General features: G+C 72.1%; 20 protein-coding genes. 12 read left to right on the forward strand and 8 right to left on the reverse strand.

Translation table 11 applies throughout. The annotated features are described in order from the left end of the window. Positions 1-72 precede the first annotated feature (72 nt). Both P4R38_RS17440 and P4R38_RS17445 read right to left on the reverse strand, forming a co-directional pair. Positions 73-510 carry an ATP-binding protein gene (locus P4R38_RS17440; protein WP_275239091.1) on the reverse strand — a complete coding sequence of 146 codons (438 nt, stop codon included), beginning with the start codon at positions 508-510 and terminating at the stop codon, positions 73-75. A gap of 82 nt (positions 511-592) precedes the next feature. Further along, complete coding sequence (locus P4R38_RS17445; RefSeq protein WP_277193275.1) at positions 593-1,366, reverse strand: glycerophosphodiester phosphodiesterase; 774 nt, start codon at positions 1,364-1,366, stop codon at positions 593-595. 40 nt (positions 1,367-1,406) lie between these two features. On the opposite strand from P4R38_RS17445, the gene P4R38_RS17450 reads away from it, so the two are divergent. The 4 genes from P4R38_RS17450 to P4R38_RS17465 all read left to right on the forward strand — a co-directional run bounded on the left by P4R38_RS17450 (position 1,407) and on the right by P4R38_RS17465 (position 4,714). Next, positions 1,407-2,417, forward strand: a complete 1,011-nt coding sequence (locus tag P4R38_RS17450) for an enoyl-CoA hydratase/isomerase family protein (protein WP_277193276.1) — start codon at positions 1,407-1,409, stop codon at positions 2,415-2,417. 42 nt (positions 2,418-2,459) lie between these two features. Continuing rightward, positions 2,460-2,924, forward strand: a complete 465-nt coding sequence (locus P4R38_RS17455) for a MerR family transcriptional regulator (RefSeq protein WP_275239088.1) — start codon at positions 2,460-2,462, stop codon at positions 2,922-2,924. Between the two features lie 22 nt (positions 2,925-2,946). After that, positions 2,947-3,942 carry an aldo/keto reductase gene (locus P4R38_RS17460; RefSeq protein ID WP_277193277.1) on the forward strand — a complete coding sequence of 332 codons (996 nt, stop codon included), beginning with the start codon at positions 2,947-2,949 and terminating at the stop codon, positions 3,940-3,942. A 238-nt stretch (positions 3,943-4,180) separates the two neighbouring features. Continuing rightward, positions 4,181-4,714, forward strand: a complete 534-nt coding sequence (locus P4R38_RS17465) for a GNAT family N-acetyltransferase (protein ID WP_277193278.1) — start codon at positions 4,181-4,183, stop codon at positions 4,712-4,714. 236 nt (positions 4,715-4,950) lie between these two features. On the opposite strand, the gene P4R38_RS17470 is transcribed toward P4R38_RS17465, so the two are convergent. Beyond that, the gene (locus P4R38_RS17470) at positions 4,951-6,411 is read right to left on the reverse strand and encodes a UDP-N-acetylmuramoyl-L-alanyl-D-glutamate--2,6-diaminopimelate ligase (protein ID WP_277193279.1); all 1,461 of its coding nucleotides are present in this window, start codon (positions 6,409-6,411) and stop codon (positions 4,951-4,953) included. Between the two features lie 327 nt (positions 6,412-6,738). Here P4R38_RS17470 and P4R38_RS17475 point away from each other — a divergent pair, with 327 nt between their 5' ends. Next, positions 6,739-7,899, forward strand: a complete 1,161-nt coding sequence (locus P4R38_RS17475) for a lysylphosphatidylglycerol synthase transmembrane domain-containing protein (RefSeq protein WP_277193280.1) — start codon at positions 6,739-6,741, stop codon at positions 7,897-7,899. A gap of 165 nt (positions 7,900-8,064) precedes the next feature. Here P4R38_RS17475 and P4R38_RS17480 read toward each other — a convergent pair whose 3' ends face one another. After that, entirely contained in the window at positions 8,065-8,472 is a 408-nt protein-coding gene (locus P4R38_RS17480) for a hypothetical protein (RefSeq protein ID WP_277193281.1), read from the reverse strand. Between the two features lie 259 nt (positions 8,473-8,731). Here P4R38_RS17480 and P4R38_RS17485 point away from each other — a divergent pair, with 259 nt between their 5' ends. Further along, entirely contained in the window at positions 8,732-9,823 is a 1,092-nt protein-coding gene (locus P4R38_RS17485) for a lysylphosphatidylglycerol synthase domain-containing protein (RefSeq protein WP_277193282.1), read from the forward strand. Here the strand turns inward: P4R38_RS17485 and P4R38_RS17490 are convergent. Then, positions 9,795-10,196 (reverse strand): MmcQ/YjbR family DNA-binding protein, encoded by a 402-nt coding sequence (locus tag P4R38_RS17490; RefSeq protein WP_275236571.1) that lies wholly within the window; start codon positions 10,194-10,196, stop codon positions 9,795-9,797. The two genes, P4R38_RS17485 and P4R38_RS17490, sit on opposite strands and share 29 nt — an antisense overlap. 92 nt (positions 10,197-10,288) lie before the next feature. Between P4R38_RS17490 and P4R38_RS17495 the strand changes: the two genes are divergently transcribed. Next, a complete protein-coding gene (locus P4R38_RS17495) occupies positions 10,289-10,618 on the forward strand; it encodes a nucleoside triphosphate pyrophosphohydrolase family protein (RefSeq protein WP_275236572.1) in 330 nt (109 codons plus the stop codon). Between the two features lie 12 nt (positions 10,619-10,630). Here P4R38_RS17495 and P4R38_RS17500 read toward each other — a convergent pair whose 3' ends face one another. From P4R38_RS17500 to P4R38_RS17510, 3 genes are read right to left on the reverse strand one after another with little or no spacing between them, the layout of a single operon-like run. Further along, positions 10,631-11,788: an acyl-CoA dehydrogenase family protein gene (locus P4R38_RS17500; protein WP_277193283.1), complete on the reverse strand. Its 1,158-nt coding sequence runs from the start codon at positions 11,786-11,788 to the stop codon at positions 10,631-10,633. Between the two features lie 3 nt (positions 11,789-11,791). After that, a complete protein-coding gene (locus tag P4R38_RS17505) occupies positions 11,792-12,670 on the reverse strand; it encodes a CoA transferase (RefSeq protein ID WP_275236574.1) in 879 nt (292 codons plus the stop codon). Next, a complete protein-coding gene (locus P4R38_RS17510; RefSeq protein ID WP_277193284.1) occupies positions 12,670-13,377 on the reverse strand; it encodes a TetR/AcrR family transcriptional regulator in 708 nt (235 codons plus the stop codon). Before P4R38_RS17510 ends, P4R38_RS17505 begins: the two co-directional genes overlap by 1 nt. A gap of 104 nt (positions 13,378-13,481) precedes the next feature. Between P4R38_RS17510 and P4R38_RS17515 the strand changes: the two genes are divergently transcribed. The 5 genes from P4R38_RS17515 (at position 13,482) to P4R38_RS17535 (ending at position 20,234) form a co-directional block, all read left to right on the forward strand. Next, on the forward strand, positions 13,482-14,693 hold the full coding sequence (locus P4R38_RS17515) for an acetyl-CoA C-acetyltransferase (protein WP_277193285.1): 1,212 nt from the start codon (positions 13,482-13,484) through the stop codon (positions 14,691-14,693). A gap of 235 nt (positions 14,694-14,928) precedes the next feature. Continuing rightward, positions 14,929-17,112 carry a 3-hydroxyacyl-CoA dehydrogenase NAD-binding domain-containing protein gene (locus P4R38_RS17520; protein ID WP_277193286.1) on the forward strand — a complete coding sequence of 728 codons (2,184 nt, stop codon included), beginning with the start codon at positions 14,929-14,931 and terminating at the stop codon, positions 17,110-17,112. A 385-nt stretch (positions 17,113-17,497) separates the two neighbouring features. Continuing rightward, entirely contained in the window at positions 17,498-18,034 is a 537-nt protein-coding gene (locus P4R38_RS17525; RefSeq protein WP_277193287.1) for a PadR family transcriptional regulator, read from the forward strand. Then, positions 18,031-18,747, forward strand: a complete 717-nt coding sequence (locus P4R38_RS17530) for an ABC transporter ATP-binding protein (RefSeq protein ID WP_275239157.1) — start codon at positions 18,031-18,033, stop codon at positions 18,745-18,747. Before P4R38_RS17525 ends, P4R38_RS17530 begins: the two co-directional genes overlap by 4 nt. Then, positions 18,744-20,234: an FtsX-like permease family protein gene (locus P4R38_RS17535; protein WP_277193288.1), complete on the forward strand. Its 1,491-nt coding sequence runs from the start codon at positions 18,744-18,746 to the stop codon at positions 20,232-20,234. Before P4R38_RS17530 ends, P4R38_RS17535 begins: the two co-directional genes overlap by 4 nt. Positions 20,235-20,239: the final 5 nt, after the last annotated feature.

Genomic DNA, 20,239 nt, shown 5'->3' on the forward strand with positions numbered 1-20,239 from the left:
CCACGAGTCACCGGGTTTCGACACGGCTCGCCTAGCGGCTCACCGGCTCAACCAGCGGTGGCGGCGTCCGGGTCAGGCGCGGCGGCGGGAGGGGCCACCGAGGGCGGCCCACACGGTGCGGCCCTGCCGCTCCTCGCTCACGCCCCACTCGTGGGCCATGCTGCGCACGATTCGCAGGCCACGGCCGGCGGGCGCCCAGGTGGTCGGCGGCTTCGGCGTGGGGATCTTGCCGCCACCACCGTCGGTCACCTCGAGCTCGACGCGCGGCGCTCGTACCTTCCAGTGCACCCGGACGCTCCCGTCCGGGAGAGGCTTCGCGTGCCGTACGGCGTTGGCGACCAGCTCGCACACCACGGTCTCGGCCTCGTGGATGATCTCCTCGGGGACGGTGCCGTCGGAGAGGTCCTCGACCAGGACCCGACGGATCTCGGGCACCGACTCCAGGCTCCACGCGAGCCGGACGGTGCGCACCCTGGCGTCCATCTGCTTCTTGTTGGTCTGTGTCGCCATCCCAGAAACCTTGCACACTCGACGATGGGGCCAGCGGCGATCATTGCAAACTCAAGCAAGCGGGGCAATCGCCCCCACCCGCTCACCGCGTGCCGAGCACCGAGATCACCCATGCGGGGCGGTTGGTGATGATGGCGTCCACTCCGGAACGGAGGCACCGCTGCAGGTCCGCATCGTGGTCGACGGTGTAGACGTACACCTCGTGCCCGCGGGCGTGGTGCCGGTCGACGATCTCGGGGTCACGCCGCAGCAGGCTCGCGCCGATCCCGATGGCGCCCACGTCGTACGGGAGGCGACCGGCACGGACGGACGGGACGATGCCGAGCTCGGCCAGGAGCACTCGCGGCAGCTGGGGGCAGAGCCGCCCGAACCTGCGAACCGCCAGCACCGAGAACGACATCATCCGCACGTTCGGCCGGTCCGGGGTCGGCGTGGCGTACCCGGTCTCGTGCAGCAGCCGGGCGAGGCGCGACTCCAGCCGTCCGCCGTACTTGGCCGGGTGCTTGGTCTCGACCGCGAGGTCGACCCGTCGTGGCGCCCGGTCCAGCAGGTCGAGCAGGTCGCGCAGCAGCAGGATCGTCGAGCCCGGACCACCCGGACCGCCGAAGTCCAGCTCCAGCAGGTCCGCGAGCCGCATGTCCGAGACCACCCCGCGGCCGTCGGACGTCCGGTCCACGCGGCGGTCGTGGACGCACACGAGCTCGTCGTCGGCGGTCAGCCGGACGTCGCACTCGACCGCGTCGGCGCCGTCGTGGATGGCGCGCTCGTACGCCCGCAGGGTGTGCTCGGGCTCGGCCGCGCTGGCCCCGCGGTGGGCGACGACGAGCGGCGCGCGTCCGGTCAGTGTCCGCCCCACGCCGTCACTGTAGGCGTGGCGCCGTTTACAGTGGTCGGCCGTGTCTGCCACCGCTTCCACCGACGAGGTCCGGGTCAGCCGCGACGGCGCCCTCGGCCGGATCGTGCTCGACCGCCCCCGCGCCATCAACGCCCTGACCCAGCCGATGGTCACTGCCGTCGCCGGCGCCCTGCGCGCCTGGGCCGACGACCCCAGCGTGGTCACCGTGTCCATCGAGGGCGCCGGCGAGCGCGGCCTGTGCGCGGGAGGTGACGTCGTCGCCGTACGCCGGACGTGGCTCGCGGGTGGCGACCGTACGGCGTTCTTCCGCGCCGAGTACGCCATGAACGCCCTGCTCGCGACCTACCCGAAGCCGGTCGTGGCGTTCCAGGACGGTGTCGTGATGGGCGGCGGCGTCGGCGTGTCGGCGTACACGCGGCTGCGGCTGGTCACCGAGCGCTCGACCGTGGCGATGCCGGAGACGGGCATCGGGCTCTTCCCGGACGTGGGCGCGCTCTACCTCCTCGCCCGTACCCCCGGCGAGATCGGCACCCACCTCGCGCTGACCGGTACGCCCGTGGACGGCCCCGGCGCGATCGCCGCTGGGCTGGCGGACGCGCTGATCCCGGCCGAGCGGTGGCCCGACCTGCTGGCGCGCCTCGCTCACGGCGCCCCCGTCCCCACCGACCTCGGCGACCGGACGCCGTCCGCGGACCTGCTCGCCGCGCGGTCCTGGATCGACGAGTGCTACGCCGGCAACGACGCCGCGACGATCCTGCGCCGGCTGCGGGAGCACGACGACCCCGCCGCCCAGCACGCGGGCGACATCCTCGCCGGGCGCTCGCCGCTGTCGGTCGCGGTGACCCTGGAGGCGCTGCGCCGTGCCGCGACGATGCGGACGGTCCGCGAGGTGCTGGACCAGGACCTCGTCGTCGCCGGCAACCTGGTCGCGGACGGCGACTTCGCCGAGGGCGTCCGGGCCCAGCTGGTCGACAAGGACCGCAAGCCGACCTGGCAGCACACCTCCCTGGACGACGTCTCACCGAGCATCGTGCAGAAGTTCTTCCGCTGAGGGCTTGCCTTCGAGCGTGGTCCAACTTCTACGGTCGAAGGTATGACCACCTCGACGATCATCGACCGGGCGCTCGCCGCACGGCACGGTGACGAGCCCATCAGCATCGACCAGGTCAACGCCCTCCTCACCGACGACGAGATCACCGACCCGCTGACCGTTGCCCAGGTCGCCGCGCTGCTCGACCTCAGCCCGCACACCCTGCGCTACTACGAGCGCATCGGCCTCGTGTCGGTGCCGCGCGCCGCGTCCGGCCACCGGATGTACGACGCCGACTCGGTCCGGCGCATCACCTTCCTCACCCGGATGCGGCTGTCCGGGATGTCCATCCGCGACCTGACGAGGTACGTCGAGCTCGTCGACCAGGGCGAGTCGACCGTCCCCGAACGCCTCGCGCTGATGCAGGCGCACCGGGCGCAGATCGCCCGGCAGATCGCCGAGCTGCAGGTCTCGCTGGCCGTGACCGACCACAAGATCGCGACGTACGGCGGCGCCTGCACCCCATGACTTCCCCCGAAGGAGTACGCCGATGAGAACCCAGATCCCCCGCCGCCGCATCGCCGACCTGGAGGTGTCCGCGCTCGGCCTCGGCTGCATGGGCATGTCGTTCGCGTACGGCACGCCCGACCGCACCGAGGCGCTCGCCACCCTGAACCGCGCACTCGACCTCGGTGTGAACTTCCTCGACACCGCGGACGCGTACGGCAACGGGCACAACGAGGAGCTGCTCGCCGAGGTGCTGCGGACGCGGCGCGACGAGGTCGTGCTGGCCACCAAGTTCGGCCTGATCACCGATCCCGACACGTCGATGCCCACCGGTCAGGTCGACGGCTCGGCCGGGCACGCGGCGAAGGCGGTCGACGCCTCGCTGTCCCGCCTCGGGGTGGACCGCATCGACCTGTACTACCTGCACCGGCCCGACCCGCAGGTGCCGATCGAGGAGTCCGTCGGCGCGATGGCGCAGCTGGTCGACGCGGGCAAGATCCGCCAGATCGGCCTGTCCGAGGCGTCCGCGGACACGCTGCGCCGCGCGAGCGAGGTGTTCCCGATCGCGGCCGTCCAGACGGAGTGGTCGATCTTCAGCCGGGACATCGAACGCGCGGTGGTCCCGGAGGCGCGGGCACTCGGCACGGCGCTGGTGCCGTACTCGCCGCTCGGCCGTGGGCTGCTGACGGGTTCGGCCGCTGCGACGAAGCCCGGCTCGGACGACTTCCGTTCGACGCTGCCGCGCTGGCAGGGCGACAACCTGGCGAAGAACATCGCCCTGGTCGACCGGATCCGCCAGATCGCCGCCGACCTGGACGCCACGCCCGGCCAGGTCGCACTCGCGTGGTTGCTCGCGCAGGGTGAGGACGTCGTACCCATCCCGGGCACCAAGCGCCGGACGTACCTGGAGGAGAACATCGGCGCCACCACCCTGCAGCTGCCGGACGAGGTGGTCGCGGAGCTCGGCACGATGGAGCCGGCCGGCGACCGCACACCCGACGCGAGCTGGATCGAGCGCGACACCGTCGCCACCGGCTGACCGGGCGCCACACCCCCGCCGGTTGAGCCACCCCCGCCGGTTGAGCCGGTCCGAGGCGCCAGCCGAGGGCCGTGTCGAAACCACCCGACGCCCGGGGAGACTCTCCCCGCGCCGTACCGGATCTCGACACGGGCTCGCGCCAGGGCGCTCGCCCGGCTCGACCGGTGGATCGTCCCGGCTCGACCGGCGGGATCGTCCCGGCTCAACCGGCGAGGCGGCCGTCGGGGAGACTGCCGGCATGACGCAGGCCGTACTGACCTATCGCGACGCGACCGCCGACGACGTGCCCGACGTCGTGGCGCTCGTCGAGTCCGCCTACCGCGGCGAGGCCAGCCGGGCCGGGTGGACCACCGAGGCCGACCTGCTCGAGGGCCGGCGCACCGACCCGGACGGCGTCGCAGACGTCATCGCCCGTGACCGCAGCCGGCTGCTGCTCGCCGAGCGGGACGGCGTCCTCGTTGCCTGCTGCCAGCTGGAGCACCGTGGCGATCACGCCTACTTCGGGATGTTCGCCGTACGCCCCACGCTGCAGGGCGGCGGTGTCGGACGAGCGGTCATCGCCGAGGCCGAGCGGCGTGCGCGCACCGACTGGGGTGCCGCCGACCTGCACATGACCGTCATCCGGCAGCGCGAGGACCTGATCCGCTGGTACGAGCGGCGCGGCTACCGGCGTACCGGCGAGATGTCACCCTTCCCGTACGGCGACGAACGGTTCGGGATCCCGCAGCGCGACGACCTCGAGTTCGAGCTGCTGGTCAAGCCCCTCCCCTGACCCGGCCCGCCCGCGCCCACTGCCGCACGCGCCGGCCGCAGGAAGCCCGCGCATCCTCCCGGCAAAAGTGGGCCGTCAGCACACGCATGCATGTGCTCATCACCAGCTTTTGCCGGGGGCGTCTCGGAGCCGCGCGAGCGACGAGGGCCACTGGCCGCGACATCGCGCCGTACGTGCCCCCCTGCGTCCCGCTCCGGGGCCACCTGCCGCGACATCGCGCCGTACGACCCCGCCGGTCAGCCGCGGGCGACCAGGATCTCGGTCACGACGGTGGCGTCGTGGAACTCCACGTCCCCGTCGGGCAGGTGCTGGACGCGCTCGTGGCCCTTGCCCGCGACCACGACCACGTCACCCGGCCCTGCCTGCGCGAGCGCGTGCTCGATGGCCTTGCGACGATCCAGCACGATGGCCGTCCGCGACAGGTCGGCGCCGGTGGCGACCTCGTCGGCGATCGCCTGCGGGTCCTCGGAGTAGGCGTCGTCGGTGGTGATGATGCCGATGTCGGCCAGGCGCGAGGCGACCTGACCCATCAGCGGCCGCTTGGCCTTGTCCCGGTCGCCGGCCGCGCCGTACACGCAGATGACACGGGCGTTCGCGCTGCGGGAGCCGGCGACCTCGCGGGCGACGTCGAGCACGGCCTCCAGCCCGATGTCGGTGTGGGCGTAGTCGACGACGACCTCGAGACCGCGCTCCAGCGCCGCCGGGACCCGCTCGAACCGGCCCGGCACCTGTCCCATCGCCTCGACGGCACGGACGAGCACGTCGGTGTCCATCCCCATCTCCAGGGCGATCGCGGAGGCGCCGGCAACGTTGTGCACGTTGTAGTCGCCGAGCAGCGGGGTCCGCAGGTCCAGCGCGCCGGACGGCGTGTGCAGCTCGAACGTCGTGCCCGCGCCCTCGACCCGCTCGTTGACGATGCGGTAGTCCGCACCCTCGGCCAGGCCGAACGTCAGGGTGCCGGGGATCTCCTCGGCGAGGCGGCGGCCGTACCCGTCGTCGACGTTGCTGAGCCGCGGACCCTTGCACCATTCGAACAGCTTGCGCTTGGTGAGGTAGTAGTCCTCCATCGTCCCGTGCAGGTCGATGTGGTCACGCGTGAGGTTGGTGAAAAGCGCTGCGGCGTAACGGGTTCCGAGAACCCGGTCCAGGTGGATGCCGTGCGAGGACGTCTCGAGGACGACGTGCTGCACGCCCGCCTCGACCATCCGGGACAGGGTGCCCTGGACCAGCGGCGCCTCACCGGTCGTCCGGACCGCGGCCTCGCGCTCTGCCCCGACGACGATCTCGGCGGTGGTCATCAGGCCGGTGTGCTCGGCGCCGTACGCGGCCGAGAGGATCGCGTGCAGGACGTACGAGCTGGTCGTCTTGCCGTTCGTACCGGTGATGCCGTAGACGGTGAGCTTCTCGGACGGACGGCCGGTCACCTCGACCGCGAGGCGGGCGAGCGCGCGGCGGGCGTCCGGGACGACCGCGACCGGTGCACCGGGCACGTCGCGCTCGGCGATCACGAGGGCAGCGCCGCGCTCCATGGCCTGCGGCACGAAGTCGACGCCGTCGGCGAGGAAGCCGGGGATGGCGACGAACGCGCCGCCGGGCACGACGTCGCGGGAGTCGTGGGTGACGGCGCTGACCGAGGTCACCGACTCGGGGATGGCGACACCGAGAGCCTCGGTCACGGCCGCGTGGTCAAGAAGCACCGGAGGACTGTAACAACGGCACGACGGCGCGAACGCGAGGTGACGGCCAGGTTGTCCCGCGATGTCGCGGGACGCACCAGCGGCGCTCGGGCCGCGCGAACCAGGGGTGTCCACCATGTGGACGTCCGTCTCTGTGAATGGTCATCGCTCCGGCCGGCCTCCTCTCGTCCGCCGGTCGCAGCGGGCCGGGGGGCCAGATCGTCCCGGGATGACAGGCGTCCCGCCCGAGCGACGACCGCGCCGGCAGACCCCGCCCGCGAGGTCGTCGCCGGACGTTCACGCGTTGTCTGTGCGGAGCCACAGGGTTGGCGTGGCACCGTGCTCAGCATGCCGATCAGCTCCTCCCCCGAGCCGACCGTGCCCTCGTGCGCCCCGCCGAGCCGTGTCCGCTGCCGTGTCGCCGCCACCGTCAAGGCCCTGCTCGGCCTCACCCTGACCGCCGCCGCACTCGTGTGGGGCCTGCCCCGAGCGGTCGGCGCGTCCTGGTCCCAGATCGGCGCCACGATCGCCGGCATCCCGACCTGGGGGCTGGTCGCGCTGGCACTGCTGTGGGCGATCGGCATCTGCAGCCACACGATCATGCTGGCCGCCGCGATGCCCGGTCTCCGGCACCGCCAGTCGCTGCTGATGAGCCAGACCGGTGCCGCCGTCGCCAACACGCTGCCCCTCGGCGGAGCGGCCGGCACCGCCGTGAACTTCTCGATGGTCCGGCGCTGGGGGTTCACCGGCGTCGACTTCGCTCGCTACGCCATGGTCACCAACCTGTGGGACACGCTGTTCAAGCTCGGCCTGCCTGTCCTCGCCGTCACCTGGCTCGGAGCGACCTCGCCGGGTGAGAACGCCCTGTTCTGGACCGCGATGTGGAGCCTGCTCCTGCTGGCCGCCGTGGTGGCCGGAGCCGGGGTGCTGCTGCGCAGTGACCGCCTGGCCCACGCCGCCGGGCACCGCGCCGGCCGCCTCGCCGTACGTGCCGGCCGCGAGGTCGACCCCGCCGCCTGGGCCCGCCGGGCCGGGGAGATGCGCTGGGACACCGCCGGGCTCGTCGCCCGCGCCTGGCCCCGGCTCACCGCCGGCAACGTGCTGTACGTCGTCCTGCAGACCGCGCTGCTCGGGGGCTGCCTGCTCGCGGTGGGGGCGTCCGTGGACCCGGCCGTCGTGTTCGCCGCGTACGCCGCGCAGCAGGTGCTCAGCCTCGCCTCGCTGACGCCGGGCGCCGCCGGGGTGGTCGAGGTCGGCATGGCGGGCGTGCTCGTCGCTCTCGGCGTCCCCGCCCCCGCGGCCGCCGCCGGGATCCTGGTCTACCGCGGCTTCACCTTCGCGCTGGAGATCCCGGTCGGCGGCTCCGCGCTGGTGTGGTGGCTGGTCCGCGGCCGGCACCGCGCCGTCAGCGCCCGCCCCGTGCCCGCCTCCGCGGACGTCGAGCCCGCGCCGACGCACGTCACGCACCCGCCGTACGTCCTGCCCACGCCCGCGTACGCCGTCGACTGACCCCACCCGCCGTACGGGTCCGTCGCCGGACGCGTCCACCGCCGCCTGGGCAACTGAGACATTCGAGTGCGACTGGCTTGCTAGTGCGTCAGATTCGAGCGACTCAGTTGTCTGGACGCCCCCGGGCACGCGGGTGGCCTGTGCGCAGGGCCCGGTGCAGACCGGTCAGGCCGTGAGCAGTCCGACGCCGAGACTGATCAGGCTCGCCGCCAGCAGCGCGCCACCGGCGAAGACCATCGCGATGAGACGGTTCGGCTTCTCCCGGCCCGCGCCGATCGAGGAGAAGAAGAACCCGCCGGGCATCAGCAGCGCGGCGACCGCGACGCCCGCGCGGGAGAGCCAGTCGAAGAAACCGGTCTGCGTCGTGGAGTCGGCGAGCAGTTGGCAGATCAGGGCCAGCAGCAGAAGGACGCCGGCGTGCGCGTGGCCCGCGCGGGCGAACTTCTCCTGGAACGCCGTCACCCGTTCGCCACCGCGGACGATGCGCAGCAGGTACAGCCCGCCGGTCTCGACCGTCACCAGCGACAGCAGCAGGATGCCGGCCAGCACCCGGGACTCGTCGGAGAGCATCATCGTCGCCACCTCGATCTAGGAACTTGAACTATCTAACTATTGGATAGTTCAGGTTCCCATGTCAACAGGGGTAGCCCTCAGGAGTGATGCCGCCGTCGAGAGCGACCCATCGGGGTGACGACGCCACGGGCCGCGCGCGGCGAGCATCCACACCATGACCGCTCCCGCCGTCACTCGCCTGCCCGCTCCGTCCACCTCGCCAGCCCCCCGGCCGACCGGCTTCCCGACCCCACCCCCTTCCCGGCCGAGTGCGCGCGTCGTGCGAGGTTCGGACACCCCGAACCAGCAGGACACGCGCACTCGGCCGGGAGGTCCGGAAGGGCCGGGAAAGCCGGGACGGGCCAGGCGGTGGTGGCCTGTCGCGCTGAAGGCCGGCCTGGGCGTCGGGCTCACCGCGGCGCTGCTGGCGTGGGCGCTCCCCCGGGCGGTGGGCGCGTCCTGGTCGGAGATCGGCAGCACCGTCGCCGCCGTACGCCCGTGGCAGCTCGGCGTCCTGGCTGCCCTGTGGCTCCTCGGGCTGGCGGTCCATACCCTCGCGCTCTCCGCCGCGCTGCCCGGCCTGTCGCACCGGCGCTCGTTCCTGCTCAACATCACCGGCAGCTTCGTCTCCAACCTGCTGCCGCTCGGTGGCGCGGCCGGCACGGTGGCGAACTACTCGATGGCCCGGAGATGGGGCTTCGGGCGGGTGGAGTTCGCGCGCTGGGCGCTGGTCACCAATGTGTGGGACACGCTCGTGAAGCTCGCTCTCCCAGCCGTCGCCGTCGGGTGGTTGGCCGCGGCGGCGCACGGCAGCGACACGCTCCGGGCCGTCGCCCTGGTCAGCGCGCTCGGACTGGCGCTGACGGCCGCCCTGGTGGTCGCCCTCTTCCGCAGCGACCGGCTCGCCCGCGGCCTCGGCCGTACGGCGGGACGCGCGGCTCGGCGTCTGCGCCGCCCGGTCGAACCGAGCGACTGGGGTGCCGGCGCGGTGGAGATGCGTCGCGACACCGCCGGGTTGGTCGCCACCGGCTGGTTCCGACTGACCGTCGGCAAGCTCGCGTACGCCGCGATGCAGGCGGTCCTGCTGTGGACGTGCCTGGAGGTGGTCGGCCTGTCCGTCCACCCGGCGATCGTGTTCGCGGCGTACGCGGTGCAGAACGTCCTCACGCTGCTCGTGCTCACGCCAGGAGCAGCCGGGTTCGTCGAGGTCGGCATGGCGGGCGTGCTGGTGGCGATGGGCGCTCCGGCAGCGGGTGCCGCGGCGGCGATCCTGCTCTACCGCGGGTTCGTGTTCCTGATGGAGATCCCGGTCGGCGGAGCCCTGCTGGCCAGCTGGCTCGCCGTCAGCCGGACCGACCGTCGAGCTCGGTGACGAGCCGCTTCGGGGCGGTGTTGCGGTACGACATGTCCAGCAGGTCGGCGACCTCGTCCCAGTCGGGCTCGGTCGCGCGGAAGTTCAGGCCGACCCAGCCGGACGGGCCGTAGTACGCGGGCAGGAAGCATCGCTCGTCCTCCAGCAGCGCCGCCCGCTCGTCCTCGTCGGGCAGCACCAGCACCGACTGCGCGTACGTGTCGGAGTGGTGGTCGCCCTTGAGCATCCCGCCGAAGACCGCGAACACCTTCGTGGTGAAGAAGTTCGGGTGCCCGTGCGACTCCTTCTCCTGGGCGCCGGGCAGCGCCAGCGCGAGACCGCGCAGCCGAGCGAGGTACGGGTCGTCGTCGCGGTACCGCCGAGGGTGCGCCATGGGTCGACCGTACGACGATGCCGGCCGCGGCGTACGGCGTCACGAACCGGACACCCCGTCCCGGACCGCCGGCGCCGCCCTAGCATCGCGCCATGGACTGCGACGACTACCAGCGCGCAGCGCTGCGCACGGCCCGCGACAAGGACGCCCCGGACGAGTTCATGCATCTGGTCCTCGGCCTGGTGGGCGAGGCGGGTGAGATCGCCGAGAAGGTCAAGAAGCTGGTCCGCGACCAGAACAGCGACCTGGCCCGGCTGGACCGCGACGACATGGCTGCCGAGCTCGGCGACGTGCTCTGGTACACCGCCGTCCTCGCGAACTACCTCGACCTCTCGCTCGACGACGTCGCCCAGCGCAACGTCGCCAAGCTCGCCGACCGGCAGCGTCGCGCCGTCCTCGGAGGATCAGGCGACCGCCGCTGAGGCGGGCTCGGCTCAGAGCGTGCGGGCGATGAGCTCCTTCATGATCTCGTTCGTCCCGCCGTAGATCTTCTGCACGCGCGCGGCCGCGTACGCGCGGGCGATCGGGTACTCCAGCATGTAGCCGTACCCGCCGAACACCTGCAGGCACCGGTCGACGACCTCGCACTGCTTCTCGGTGGCGTACCACTTGGCCATCGAGGCGTTCTGCGCGTCGAGCTCACCGCGGACGTGCGCCTCGACGCACTGGTCGACGAAGGCCCGGAGCACCCGTACCTCGGTCGCGCACTCGGCCAGCACGAACCGGGTGTTCTGGAACGTCATCAGGTCCCGCCCGAACGCCTGCCGCTCCTTGGCGTACGCGACCGTCTGCTCGACGGCCAGCTCGGCGGTGCGGACGGCCCCGACGGCGATGATGAGCCGCTCCTGCGGCAGCTGCTCCATCAGCTGCGTGAACGCCTGACCCTCGACGCCGCCGAGCAGGTTCTCCCGCGGGATCCGCATGTCGGAGAAGAACAGCTCGCGGGTGTCCTGCCCGGGCATGCCGATCTTCTTCAGGACCCGCCCACGCTCGAAGCCGTCCAGCCCGTCGGTCTCGGCGACCAGCAGAGACAAGCCCTTGCCCCCCTCCTCCTCGCCGGTGCGGGTGACGATGATGACCAGCTCGGCGTGGGTGCCGTTGGTGATGAACGTCTTGGACCCGTTGACGACGTAGGCGTCACCGTCGAGCCGGCCGGAGGTCCGCAGGCTCTGCAGGTCCGAGCCGGCACCGGGCTCGGTCATCGCGATGGCGCCGACGAGCTCACCGGTCGCCAGGCGCGGCAGCCAGCGCTGCTTCTGCTCCTTTGTCCCGTACCGGGCGATGTACGGCGCCACGATGGTGGAGTGCACGCTGTAGCCGAACGCGTCGTCGCCGGCCGCGGACTGCTCCTCCATCACCACGGCCTCGTGGGCGAAGGTGCCGCCGCCTCCGCCGTACTCCTCCGGGATCGCGATGCACAGCAGCCCGGCCGCGCCGGCCGCGTTCCAGTACTCGCGGTCGACGTGGTGCTGCTCGGCCCACCGCTCCTGGTTCGGGACCGACTCCTTCTGGAAGAAGGTGCGCGCGAGCGTGCGGACCTCGTCGAGCTCCTCGGTCATCCACGGCGAGCGGTAGGTGCTGGTCAGCTGCATGGGTCAGTCCTCACTCCGTGCGGGTACAGGGACGGGTGTGCGTACGGCGGCGACGGGCAGGCCGTGCTCACGACCCCACGCCTCCCACTCCTGCGCCGTACGCGTGCTGAACGCGGCCTCCAGGTCACCGCGGCTGCCCTCGACGCCGAGCTGCTCGGTGAGCGCCGTCCAGAAGTGACCCTCCAGGGCGGCCACCGCGACGAATCCGGTTGCGGCGGCGTAGATCCCGTACGCCGCGAGCGCTCCCCCGAGGAAGCCGTCGGAGCCGGTCAGACCGTGCACCGCCGGCTGCGCCATGGCCTGCGCGACATCGCTCAGGGCGACCTCGCGGTGGACGCCGACCCCGGTACGAGCGCGCTCGAGCAGCGCGGCCAGGCCGTCCGCGACCGCCCGCTCGGCGCCGGCCAGGTCGGCGACGAGCACGGTGGGCAGGTGCGGAGGCTGGAGCGTCCCGACCGCGGCCTGGTACGTCAGGTCGTGGCCGGCGACCTCGGCACCCGCGCCCGGATGGCCGACGATCGCCACCTGGCACAGCCCTGGCAGCCGCGCGTGCAGCGTCTCCGGATCGAGCCCCAGCCGCGCCAGCGCCGACGGGCGGGAAGAGGTCAGCAGCAGGTCCGCGTCGGAGAGCAGCCCCCAGAGCACGTCGCGCTCGCTCGGGTCCTTCAGGTCGAGCGTGACGACCTCCTGGCCGGCGACGAGCTGCTCGTAGTAGGCGGGCGACGCTGCCGCCAGCGGGTCACCGCTCGGCGGCTCGACCTTGGTGACGTCGGCGCCCAGCGCACCCAGCCGTGCAGCGGCCGCCGGGCCGGGCAGGTTGATCGCCAGGCTGACCACCCGGGTGCCGGCGAGCGGGCCGGTGGAGCGTACGTCGTCGGGCATCAGGGGTTCTTCTCCTCGTCCTCGCCGGCGGCCCGGTGCGGGCCCGCGTCGTCCAGCACGGGAAGCACGTCCCGCACGATCGCCATCAGTGACTCGACCAGCAGCAGCCGGACCTGGGTCCGGCCGAGGTCGCCGTCGCGCACCCACTCGCGGGCGGCCCCCTTGCCCAGCTGGACGTACGCGCGCAGCAGGGAACGTTCGCGCGGGTCGTCGGCGGGGCGGCCCAGCACCTGCAGCACCCGCCGGGCGGCGCGGTCGTCGGCCTCGGCGAGGATGCGCTCGACCTCGGGATCGCCCGCGACGCCCTCGGCCCCGGTCGCCGCCACCCAGGTCCGCGGGTGACGCGCGACGATGTCGAGGAACCAGTCGACGCCGGCCTCGACCCGTGCGCGCATCGGCCCGCTGGGCGCGTCGGCGACGTCGTCCTCGGGGATGAGGGCGATGGCGCGGACGACCTCCAGGTAGAGGCCGCGCTTGGTGCCGAAGTAGTGGTGGATCAGTCCGCGCGTGACGCCCGCGGCCGACGCCAGGTCCTGGGTCGACACCTCCGCGTAGGGCCGCTCACCGAAGATCTGCAGCGCGCACCGCAGGATCTGCTGGCGGCGTACGTCCGGCTCCAGCCGCACCCGCGCCGAGGTCTGCCCGACGGCGGCCAGGGGCGCGGTTGGGTCCGGCTCGGCGAGCCGTGCACCGCGTCCGTCGTCCATGCCCTCGCCCTTCGTCCGGTGGTCGAACACATCATCGGAGCCCTGTTGACACCCTGTCAATAGCACTTGGATACTCGTGGGTAAGACCACCCGAGAGGACCGTGATGAGCACGGAAGCCTTCGTGTACGACGCGATCCGCACCCCCCGCGGGCGCGGCAAGAAGGGGTCGCTGCACGGCGTGAAGCCCATCGACCTGGTCGTCGGCCTGATCGAGGAGATGCGTCGGCGCAACCCCACCCTCGACACCGACCTGATCGACGACGTCGTCCTCGGCGTGGTGTCCCCCGTCGGCGACCAGGGCTCGGTCATCTCGCGCAGCGCGGCCCTGGCGGCCGGCCTGCCGGACACCGTCGCGGGCGTGCAGCTCAACCGCTTCTGCGCCTCGGGGCTGGAGGCGGTCAACACCGCGGCGCAGAAGGTCCGCTCCGGCTGGGACCAGCTCATCATCGCCGGCGGCGTCGAGTCGATGTCCCGGGTGCCGATCGGCTCCGACGGCGGCGCCTGGGCGATGGACCCGGCCACCAACTACGACACCTCCTTCGTCCCCCAGGGCATCGGCGCCGACCTGATCGCCACCATCGAGGGGTTCAGCCGCGAGGCCGTCGACGCGTACGCCGTACGGTCCCAGCAGGCGGCCGCAAAGGCGTGGGCGAACGGCCACTTCGAGAAGTCGGTCGTCCCGGTCCGCGACCGGAGCGGCCTGACGATCCTGGACCACGACGAGCACATGCGGCCCGAGTCGAGCGTCGAGTCGCTGTCGGCCCTGAAACCGTCGTTCGCGACCATCGGCGACGTCGGCGGCTTCGACGCCGTGGCGCTGCAGAAGTATCACGCGGTCGAACGCATCAATCACGTTCACCACGCAGGGAACTCGTCCGGCATCGTGGACGGCGCCTCGCTGGTGCTGGTGGGTTCGGAGCAGGTCGGTACGGACCTCGGCCTCACGCCCCGGGCTCGGATCGTGGCCACCGCGACCAGCGGCGCCGACTCGACGATCATGCTGACGGGTCCCACGCCGGCGACGCGGAAGCTGTTCACGACGGCCGGCATCACCGCCGACGACGTCGACCTTTTCGAGATCAACGAGGCGTTCGCGTCGGTGGTGCTGAAGTACCAGCGCGACACCGGCATCCCGGACGAGAAGCTCAACGTCAACGGCGGCGCGATCGCGATGGGTCACCCGCTCGGCGCGACCGGCGCGATGCTCGTGGGCACCGTCGTGGACGAGCTGGAGCGTCGCGACGCCCGACGCGCCGTCGTCACGCTCTGCATCGGCGGCGGCATGGGCGTCGCCACCCTCGTCGAGCGCATCTGACCATCCCGCCACCCCGCTGGTCGAGCCGTGCATCCGCTGGTTGAGCCGGTCGAGCCGCTGGTTGAGCCGGTCGAGCCGCTGGTTGAGCCGCTAGGCGAGACCGTGTCGAAACCTCCGTAGCCGCGGACGCCAAGCCTCCCCGTCCGTCACCTGGTTTCGACTCGGGCTCCGTTGCGCTCCGCCCGGCTCAACCAGCGAAGATCGAAACGATCTCTGAATCAAAGGAACTCACGCCATGAGCGACAGCACCATTCGGTACGAGAAGGATTCGGACGGGGTCGTCGTCCTCACCCTGGACGACCCGAACCAGTCCGCCAACACGATGAACGCGGCGTACGTCGCCTCGATGCGCGCGACGGTCGACCGCCTGGTCGCCGAGAAGGACGCGATCACCGGCGTCGTCATCACATCGGCCAAGAAGACGTTCTTCGCCGGTGGCGACCTGAACGACCTGATCGCGGTCACCCCGGACCGGGCGCAGGAGTTCTACGACGGCGTCCTGGAGCTGAAGGCCCAGCTGCGCACGCTCGAGACGCTGGGCAGGCCCGTCGTCGCGGCCGTCAACGGGGCAGCGCTCGGTGGCGGCCTGGAGATCGCGCTCGCCTGCCACCACCGGATCGTCGCGGACGTCAAGGGCGTCCAGCTCGGCGTCCCCGAGGTCACGCTCGGCCTGCTGCCCGGTGGCGGTGGTGTCGTACGGACCGTCCGCATGCTCGGTGTGGCCGACGCGCTGCTGAAGGTGCTGCTGGAGGGCAAGCGGTACAAGCCGCAGCAGGCGAAGGAGATCGGCATCGTCGACGAGGTCGTCGGCTCGGTCGAGGACCTGCTGCCCGCAGCCAAGGCATGGATCGCGGCGAACCCGGAGGCCGTACAGCCCTGGGACGTCGAGGGTTACAAGATCCCGGGCGGTACGCCGAGCAACCCGTCGTTCGCGGCCAACCTGCCGGCGTTCCCCGCCAACCTGCGCAAGCAGCTCAAGGGCGCGAACTACCCGGCGCCGCGGGCGATCCTGGCCGCCGCGGTCGAGGGCTCGCAGGTCGACGTCGACACCGCCCACCTCATCGAGTCGCGCTACTTCGTGGAGCTGGCCACCGGTCAGGTCGCCAAGAACATGACCCAGGCGTTCTTCTTCGACCTCAACCACATCAACGCCGGCGGCAGCCGACCGACAGGGTACGAGCGGTACGTCGCGAAGAAGGTCGGCGTCCTCGGCGCCGGGATGATGGGCGCCGGGATCGCGTACGTCTGTGCGCGCGGCGGCATGGACGTCGTCCTCAAGGACGTGTCCCAGGACAACGCCGAGCGTGGCAAGGCGTACTCGAAAGGCATTGTGGACAAAGCGGTCTCACGCGGGAAGTCCACCCAGGAACAGGCTGACGCGCTGCTCGCGAAGATCACCCCGACCGCGGACCCGGCCGACCTCGCCGGCTGCGACCTGGTCATCGAGGCGGTGTTCGAGAGCGCCGAGCTGAAGCACCGGGTGTTCCAGGAGATCGAGGACGTCGTCGATGCGGACGCGGTGTTCGGGTCCAACACCTCGACGCTGCCGATCACCGGTCTCGCCGAGGGCGTCCGCCGGCAGGAGAACTTCATCGGCCTGCACTTCTTCTCGCCGGTGGACAAGATGCCGCTGCTGGAGATCATCGCCGGCGAGCGGACCTCGGACGCGACGCTGGCCAAGGCGTTCGACATCGCGCAGCAGATCAAGAAGACCCCGATCGTCGTCGACGACAGCCGCGGCTTCTTCACCAGCCGCGTCATCGGGACGTTCCTCAACGAGGCGATCGCGATGGTCGGCGAGGGCGTGCACCCGGCGTCCGTCGAGCAGGCCGGGCTCCAGGCGGGTTACCCGGCGCCCCCGCTGCAGCTCGCGGACGAGCTCAACCTGACGCTGATGAGCAAGATCCAGAAGGAGACCAAGGCCGGGCTCGAGGCGGACGGCAAGGGCGACACCTACCGCCACCACCCCGCCTACGACGTCCTCGACAAGCTCATCGCCGACGGGCGCCAGGGCAGGCTCGGCGGCGCGGGCTTCTACGAGTACGCCGACGGCACGCGGACCGGTCTGTGGCCCGGGCTGGTCGAAAACTTCGGCGGCACGAACGAGATCCCGTTCCGGGACATGCAGGAGCGGATGCTGTTCGCCGAGGCGATCGAGACGGTGAAGTGCTTCGACGAGGGCGTGCTGCGTTCCGTCGAGGACGCCAACATCGGCTCGATCATGGGCATCGGCTTTCCCGCCTGGACGGGCGGCGTTGCGCAGTACGTCGAGCAGTACGACGGCGGCGTGGCCGGCTTCGTGGCCCGCGCCCGCGAGCTCGCCGAGGCGTACGGCGACCGATTCACCCCGCCGACGTCCCTCGTCGAGCGAGCCCACCCGCCGGTCGAGGAGGGCCGAACACCCCCGCCGGTCGAGTAAGGCCGAACGACGGGAGGGCCCGTATCGAGACCAGGTGACCGCGCGCACCCGGTCTCGATACGCCTCCGCTAACGCTCCGGCCACTCGACCGACGAGTCCGCCCCCACCGCCCGTTGAGCCGGGCGAACGCCGCCCTTCTCGCTGGTTGAGCCGGGCGAGCGCCCCAGCGCGAGCCCGAGTCGAAACCCGGTGCCACACAGGGAGACTCTCCCCGCACCGCACCGTGGTTTCGACACGGCCCTCGGCCAGCGCCTCGGCCCGGCTCAACAAGCGACATCGGGAGACCCACCCGCCGGTCGAGGAGGGCCCGTATCGAGACCAAGTGACCGCGCGCACCTGGTCTCGACTCTTGACCGGGCTATTCATTGTGTGAATAGATGCGGGCATGTCGAACGCACACGTCATGCTGGGGCTGCTGTCACGGGGGCAGCAGCACGGTTACGACCTCAAGCGTGCGCACGACGAGCAGTTCCCCGCGGCCAGGCCGCTGGCGTACGGGCAGGTGTACGCCACACTCCAGCGCCTGGAGAAGCAGGGACTGGTCGAGCCGGTGACGGTGGAGCGCGTGGACGGTCCGGACCGGACGGTCTACGCGCTCACCGACGCCGGGCGGACCGAGCTGGCGGACTGGCTGGACTCGCCGGAGCCGCCGTCGCCGTACGTCAGCAACCCGCTGGCCGTGAAGGTGACGCTCACCATCCTGGCGGCGGGCGAGCAGGAGGCGCACACGTACCTGCGCCGGCAGCGGGCTGCTCACCTCGACCGGATGCGCGACTACACGCGGACCAAGACCGAGCCCAGCTCCTCATTGCCGCAGGTGCTCGCCGCCGACTACGCGCTGGCCCACCTGGACGCGGACCTGCGCTGGATCGACACCGCCCTGCAACGGGTCGGTGCCCTCACCAAGGAGATCACGTCATGAGTACAGCCTCTGGGGAGAAGGCCGTCGCGCTGTCAGCGCGGTCGCTCGTCTACTCGTACGGCGCCGCACCGGCAGTGAAGGGCGTCAGCCTGGAGGTGGCCCGCGGCGAGATCCTGTCCATCACGGGCGCCTCCGGGTCGGGGAAGTCGACCCTCCTGCTCTGCCTGGCCGGGGTGCTCGCCCCGGACGCCGGCGAGGTCCGCCTCGGTGACCGGATCATCAGCGCCGAGTCGGAGAGCGAGCGCTCGCGGCTGCGGCGCTCGCAGGTCGGGGTGGTCTTCCAGTTCGGGCAGCTCGTCCCGGAGCTCACCGCACTGGAGAACGTCGCCCTGCCGCTCCTGCTCGGCGGCGCACGCCGCTCTGCCGCCGAGACGGCAGCGCGGACCTGGCTCGAGCGGTTCGAGGTCGGCGGCCTCGCGGACGCGCGGCCACCGGGCATGTCGGGCGGTCAGTCGCAGCGCGTCGCGATCGCGCGGGCCATGGTGACCGAGCCCGAGGTCGTCCTCGCCGACGAGCCGACCGGCGCCCTCGACTCACTGTCCGGCGAGCTCGTCATGAACCAGCTCGTCCGCGTCGTTCGCGAGGCCGGTACGACGGTCGTCCTGGTCACTCACGACGCGCGGGTGTCGGCGTACGGCGACCGCGAGATCCACCTGCGCGACGGCGAGCTCGACCCGCACCCAGCCGACCTCCTCGACGCGGGCGTGTCATGAGCACCGGAACCCCACGGACCACGACGCTGCTGCGGGTCGCAGCCGTCGGCGGCCGGGCGGATCGCCTCCGGATCGCTCTCACCGCCGTCGGGTCGGCCGCCGCGACCTTCGCGCTGCTGCTGGCCGCAGCGGTCGCGTCGATCGGTCCGGGCGACGGGCCGTACCGGCTCAACCTGGTCGCCGACGCCGGGCTGCGCCCCGGCGTCATCGCCGCGCTGCTCCTGATGTGCATCCCGGTGCTCACCTTCGCGGGGCAGTGCTCCCGGATCGGCGCCCCGGCACGCGACCGGCGGCTCGCCGCGTTGCGGATGGCGGGCGCCACGCCGTCGGAGGTGCGCCGGGTGGTCGCCTGGGAGACCGGGCTCGCGGCCGGTGTCGGGGCCATCCTCGGCGCTGCCGCGTACGTCGTCGCGCACGTCTGGTTCTCCGACGTGCCGGGCGTGACTGCCCCGGACGGCCGCCGCGTCGTCGACTTCGGGTCCTCCAGCACAGGACTACTGTTCCCGACCGACGTCGTCCCCCACTGGTGGCTGCTGGTCGTCTGCTTGATCGGCGTACCACTCGGCGCGGCGCTCGGGGCCCGGCTCGCCCTGCGGCGCACCGCGATCACGCCTTTCGCGGTGGTGCGTCGGGCACGGCGCCGGCCGCCCACGCTCGTCCCCGCGCTGCTGTTCGTCGGCGGCGGCCTGGCCCTCGTCTTCTGGTCGGCGCTCGGCCGCGCACTGCCCGATTCGCTCGTCGAGCGACCGTGGTTCGTCCTGACCGTTCCGGTCCTGGTCCTCATCACGGCGGTCGGCCTGATGCTCGGGGCCGCCTCGGGTGCGTACGCCCTGGGGCGACTCCTCGCGCCGCGCACCCGGCGACCGGCGCTGCTGATCGCGGCGCGTCGGATGACGGACGCCCCCTTTACCGCGAGTCGGGTGTCGACCGCAGTCGTGCTGGCCGTGCTGCTCGGGTGTGGCGCCTGCGGCCTCCGGGAGAACTTCGCCCTCGCAAGCGGCGAGACGGGCCCGTACCGTGATCCGCTCGAGACCGAGCTCTTCTTCACGCGCTCGTTCGAGGTCGTGAACATCGCGGTGCTCATCGGCCTGGCGATCGCTGCGGCCGGACTGCTGGTCGTGGCGGCCGAGGGAGTGGTGACCCGACGTCGCACGCTCGCGGCGATGACGGCGACCGGCGTGCCGCGTCGCACCCTCGCCACCGCCATCGTGCTCGAGACGGTCCTGCCGCTCGTACCGACTGTCCTGGTCGCCGCGGTAACGGGTGTGCTCGGCGCGCGCGGCGTGTACGGATCCACCGTTGAGGTGAACGGGCCTGTCCAGCCGAACGGGTCGCTCCCCCGACTCACCGTCGACGTCCCGATTCCCTGGAGCCCCTCGGCGACGCTGGTCGGCACCACTCTCGCGCTCGCGCTGGTGATGACGGTCGGGTCGCTGGCGTTCCTGCGCAGCAGCACCGACATCCGCGAGCTGCGCGCCGCTGCCTGACCGAG

The sequence above is a fragment of the Luteipulveratus flavus genome (genome assembly GCF_029439465.1).
In the GTDB taxonomy this organism is placed as follows: domain Bacteria; phylum Actinomycetota; class Actinomycetes; order Actinomycetales; family Dermatophilaceae; genus Luteipulveratus; species Luteipulveratus flavus.

What these genes read in the sequence shown, in the direction of transcription:
- P4R38_RS17520 (WP_277193286.1), top strand. Translation starts at nt 14,929, where the DNA reads ATGAGCGACAGCACCATTCGGTACGAGAAGGATTCGGACGGGGTCGTC.
- P4R38_RS17530 (WP_275239157.1), top strand. Translation starts at nt 18,031, where the DNA reads ATGAGTACAGCCTCTGGGGAGAAGGCCGTCGCGCTGTCAGCGCGGTCG.
- P4R38_RS17525 (WP_277193287.1), top strand. Translation starts at nt 17,498, where the DNA reads ATGTCGAACGCACACGTCATGCTGGGGCTGCTGTCACGGGGGCAGCAG.
- P4R38_RS17475 (WP_277193280.1), top strand. Translation starts at nt 6,739, where the DNA reads ATGCCGATCAGCTCCTCCCCCGAGCCGACCGTGCCCTCGTGCGCCCCG.
- P4R38_RS17535 (WP_277193288.1), top strand. Translation starts at nt 18,744, where the DNA reads ATGAGCACCGGAACCCCACGGACCACGACGCTGCTGCGGGTCGCAGCC.
- P4R38_RS17495 (WP_275236572.1), top strand. Translation starts at nt 10,289, where the DNA reads ATGGACTGCGACGACTACCAGCGCGCAGCGCTGCGCACGGCCCGCGAC.
- P4R38_RS17480 (WP_277193281.1), bottom strand. Translation starts at nt 8,472, where the DNA reads ATGATGCTCTCCGACGAGTCCCGGGTGCTGGCCGGCATCCTGCTGCTG.
- P4R38_RS17440 (WP_275239091.1), bottom strand. Translation starts at nt 510, where the DNA reads ATGGCGACACAGACCAACAAGAAGCAGATGGACGCCAGGGTGCGCACC.
- P4R38_RS17490 (WP_275236571.1), bottom strand. Translation starts at nt 10,196, where the DNA reads ATGGCGCACCCTCGGCGGTACCGCGACGACGACCCGTACCTCGCTCGG.
- P4R38_RS17515 (WP_277193285.1), top strand. Translation starts at nt 13,482, where the DNA reads ATGAGCACGGAAGCCTTCGTGTACGACGCGATCCGCACCCCCCGCGGG.
- P4R38_RS17455 (WP_275239088.1), top strand. Translation starts at nt 2,460, where the DNA reads ATGACCACCTCGACGATCATCGACCGGGCGCTCGCCGCACGGCACGGT.
- P4R38_RS17510 (WP_277193284.1), bottom strand. Translation starts at nt 13,377, where the DNA reads ATGGACGACGGACGCGGTGCACGGCTCGCCGAGCCGGACCCAACCGCG.
- P4R38_RS17505 (WP_275236574.1), bottom strand. Translation starts at nt 12,670, where the DNA reads ATGCCCGACGACGTACGCTCCACCGGCCCGCTCGCCGGCACCCGGGTG.
- P4R38_RS17500 (WP_277193283.1), bottom strand. Translation starts at nt 11,788, where the DNA reads ATGCAGCTGACCAGCACCTACCGCTCGCCGTGGATGACCGAGGAGCTC.
- P4R38_RS17460 (WP_277193277.1), top strand. Translation starts at nt 2,947, where the DNA reads ATGAGAACCCAGATCCCCCGCCGCCGCATCGCCGACCTGGAGGTGTCC.
- P4R38_RS17465 (WP_277193278.1), top strand. Translation starts at nt 4,181, where the DNA reads ATGACGCAGGCCGTACTGACCTATCGCGACGCGACCGCCGACGACGTG.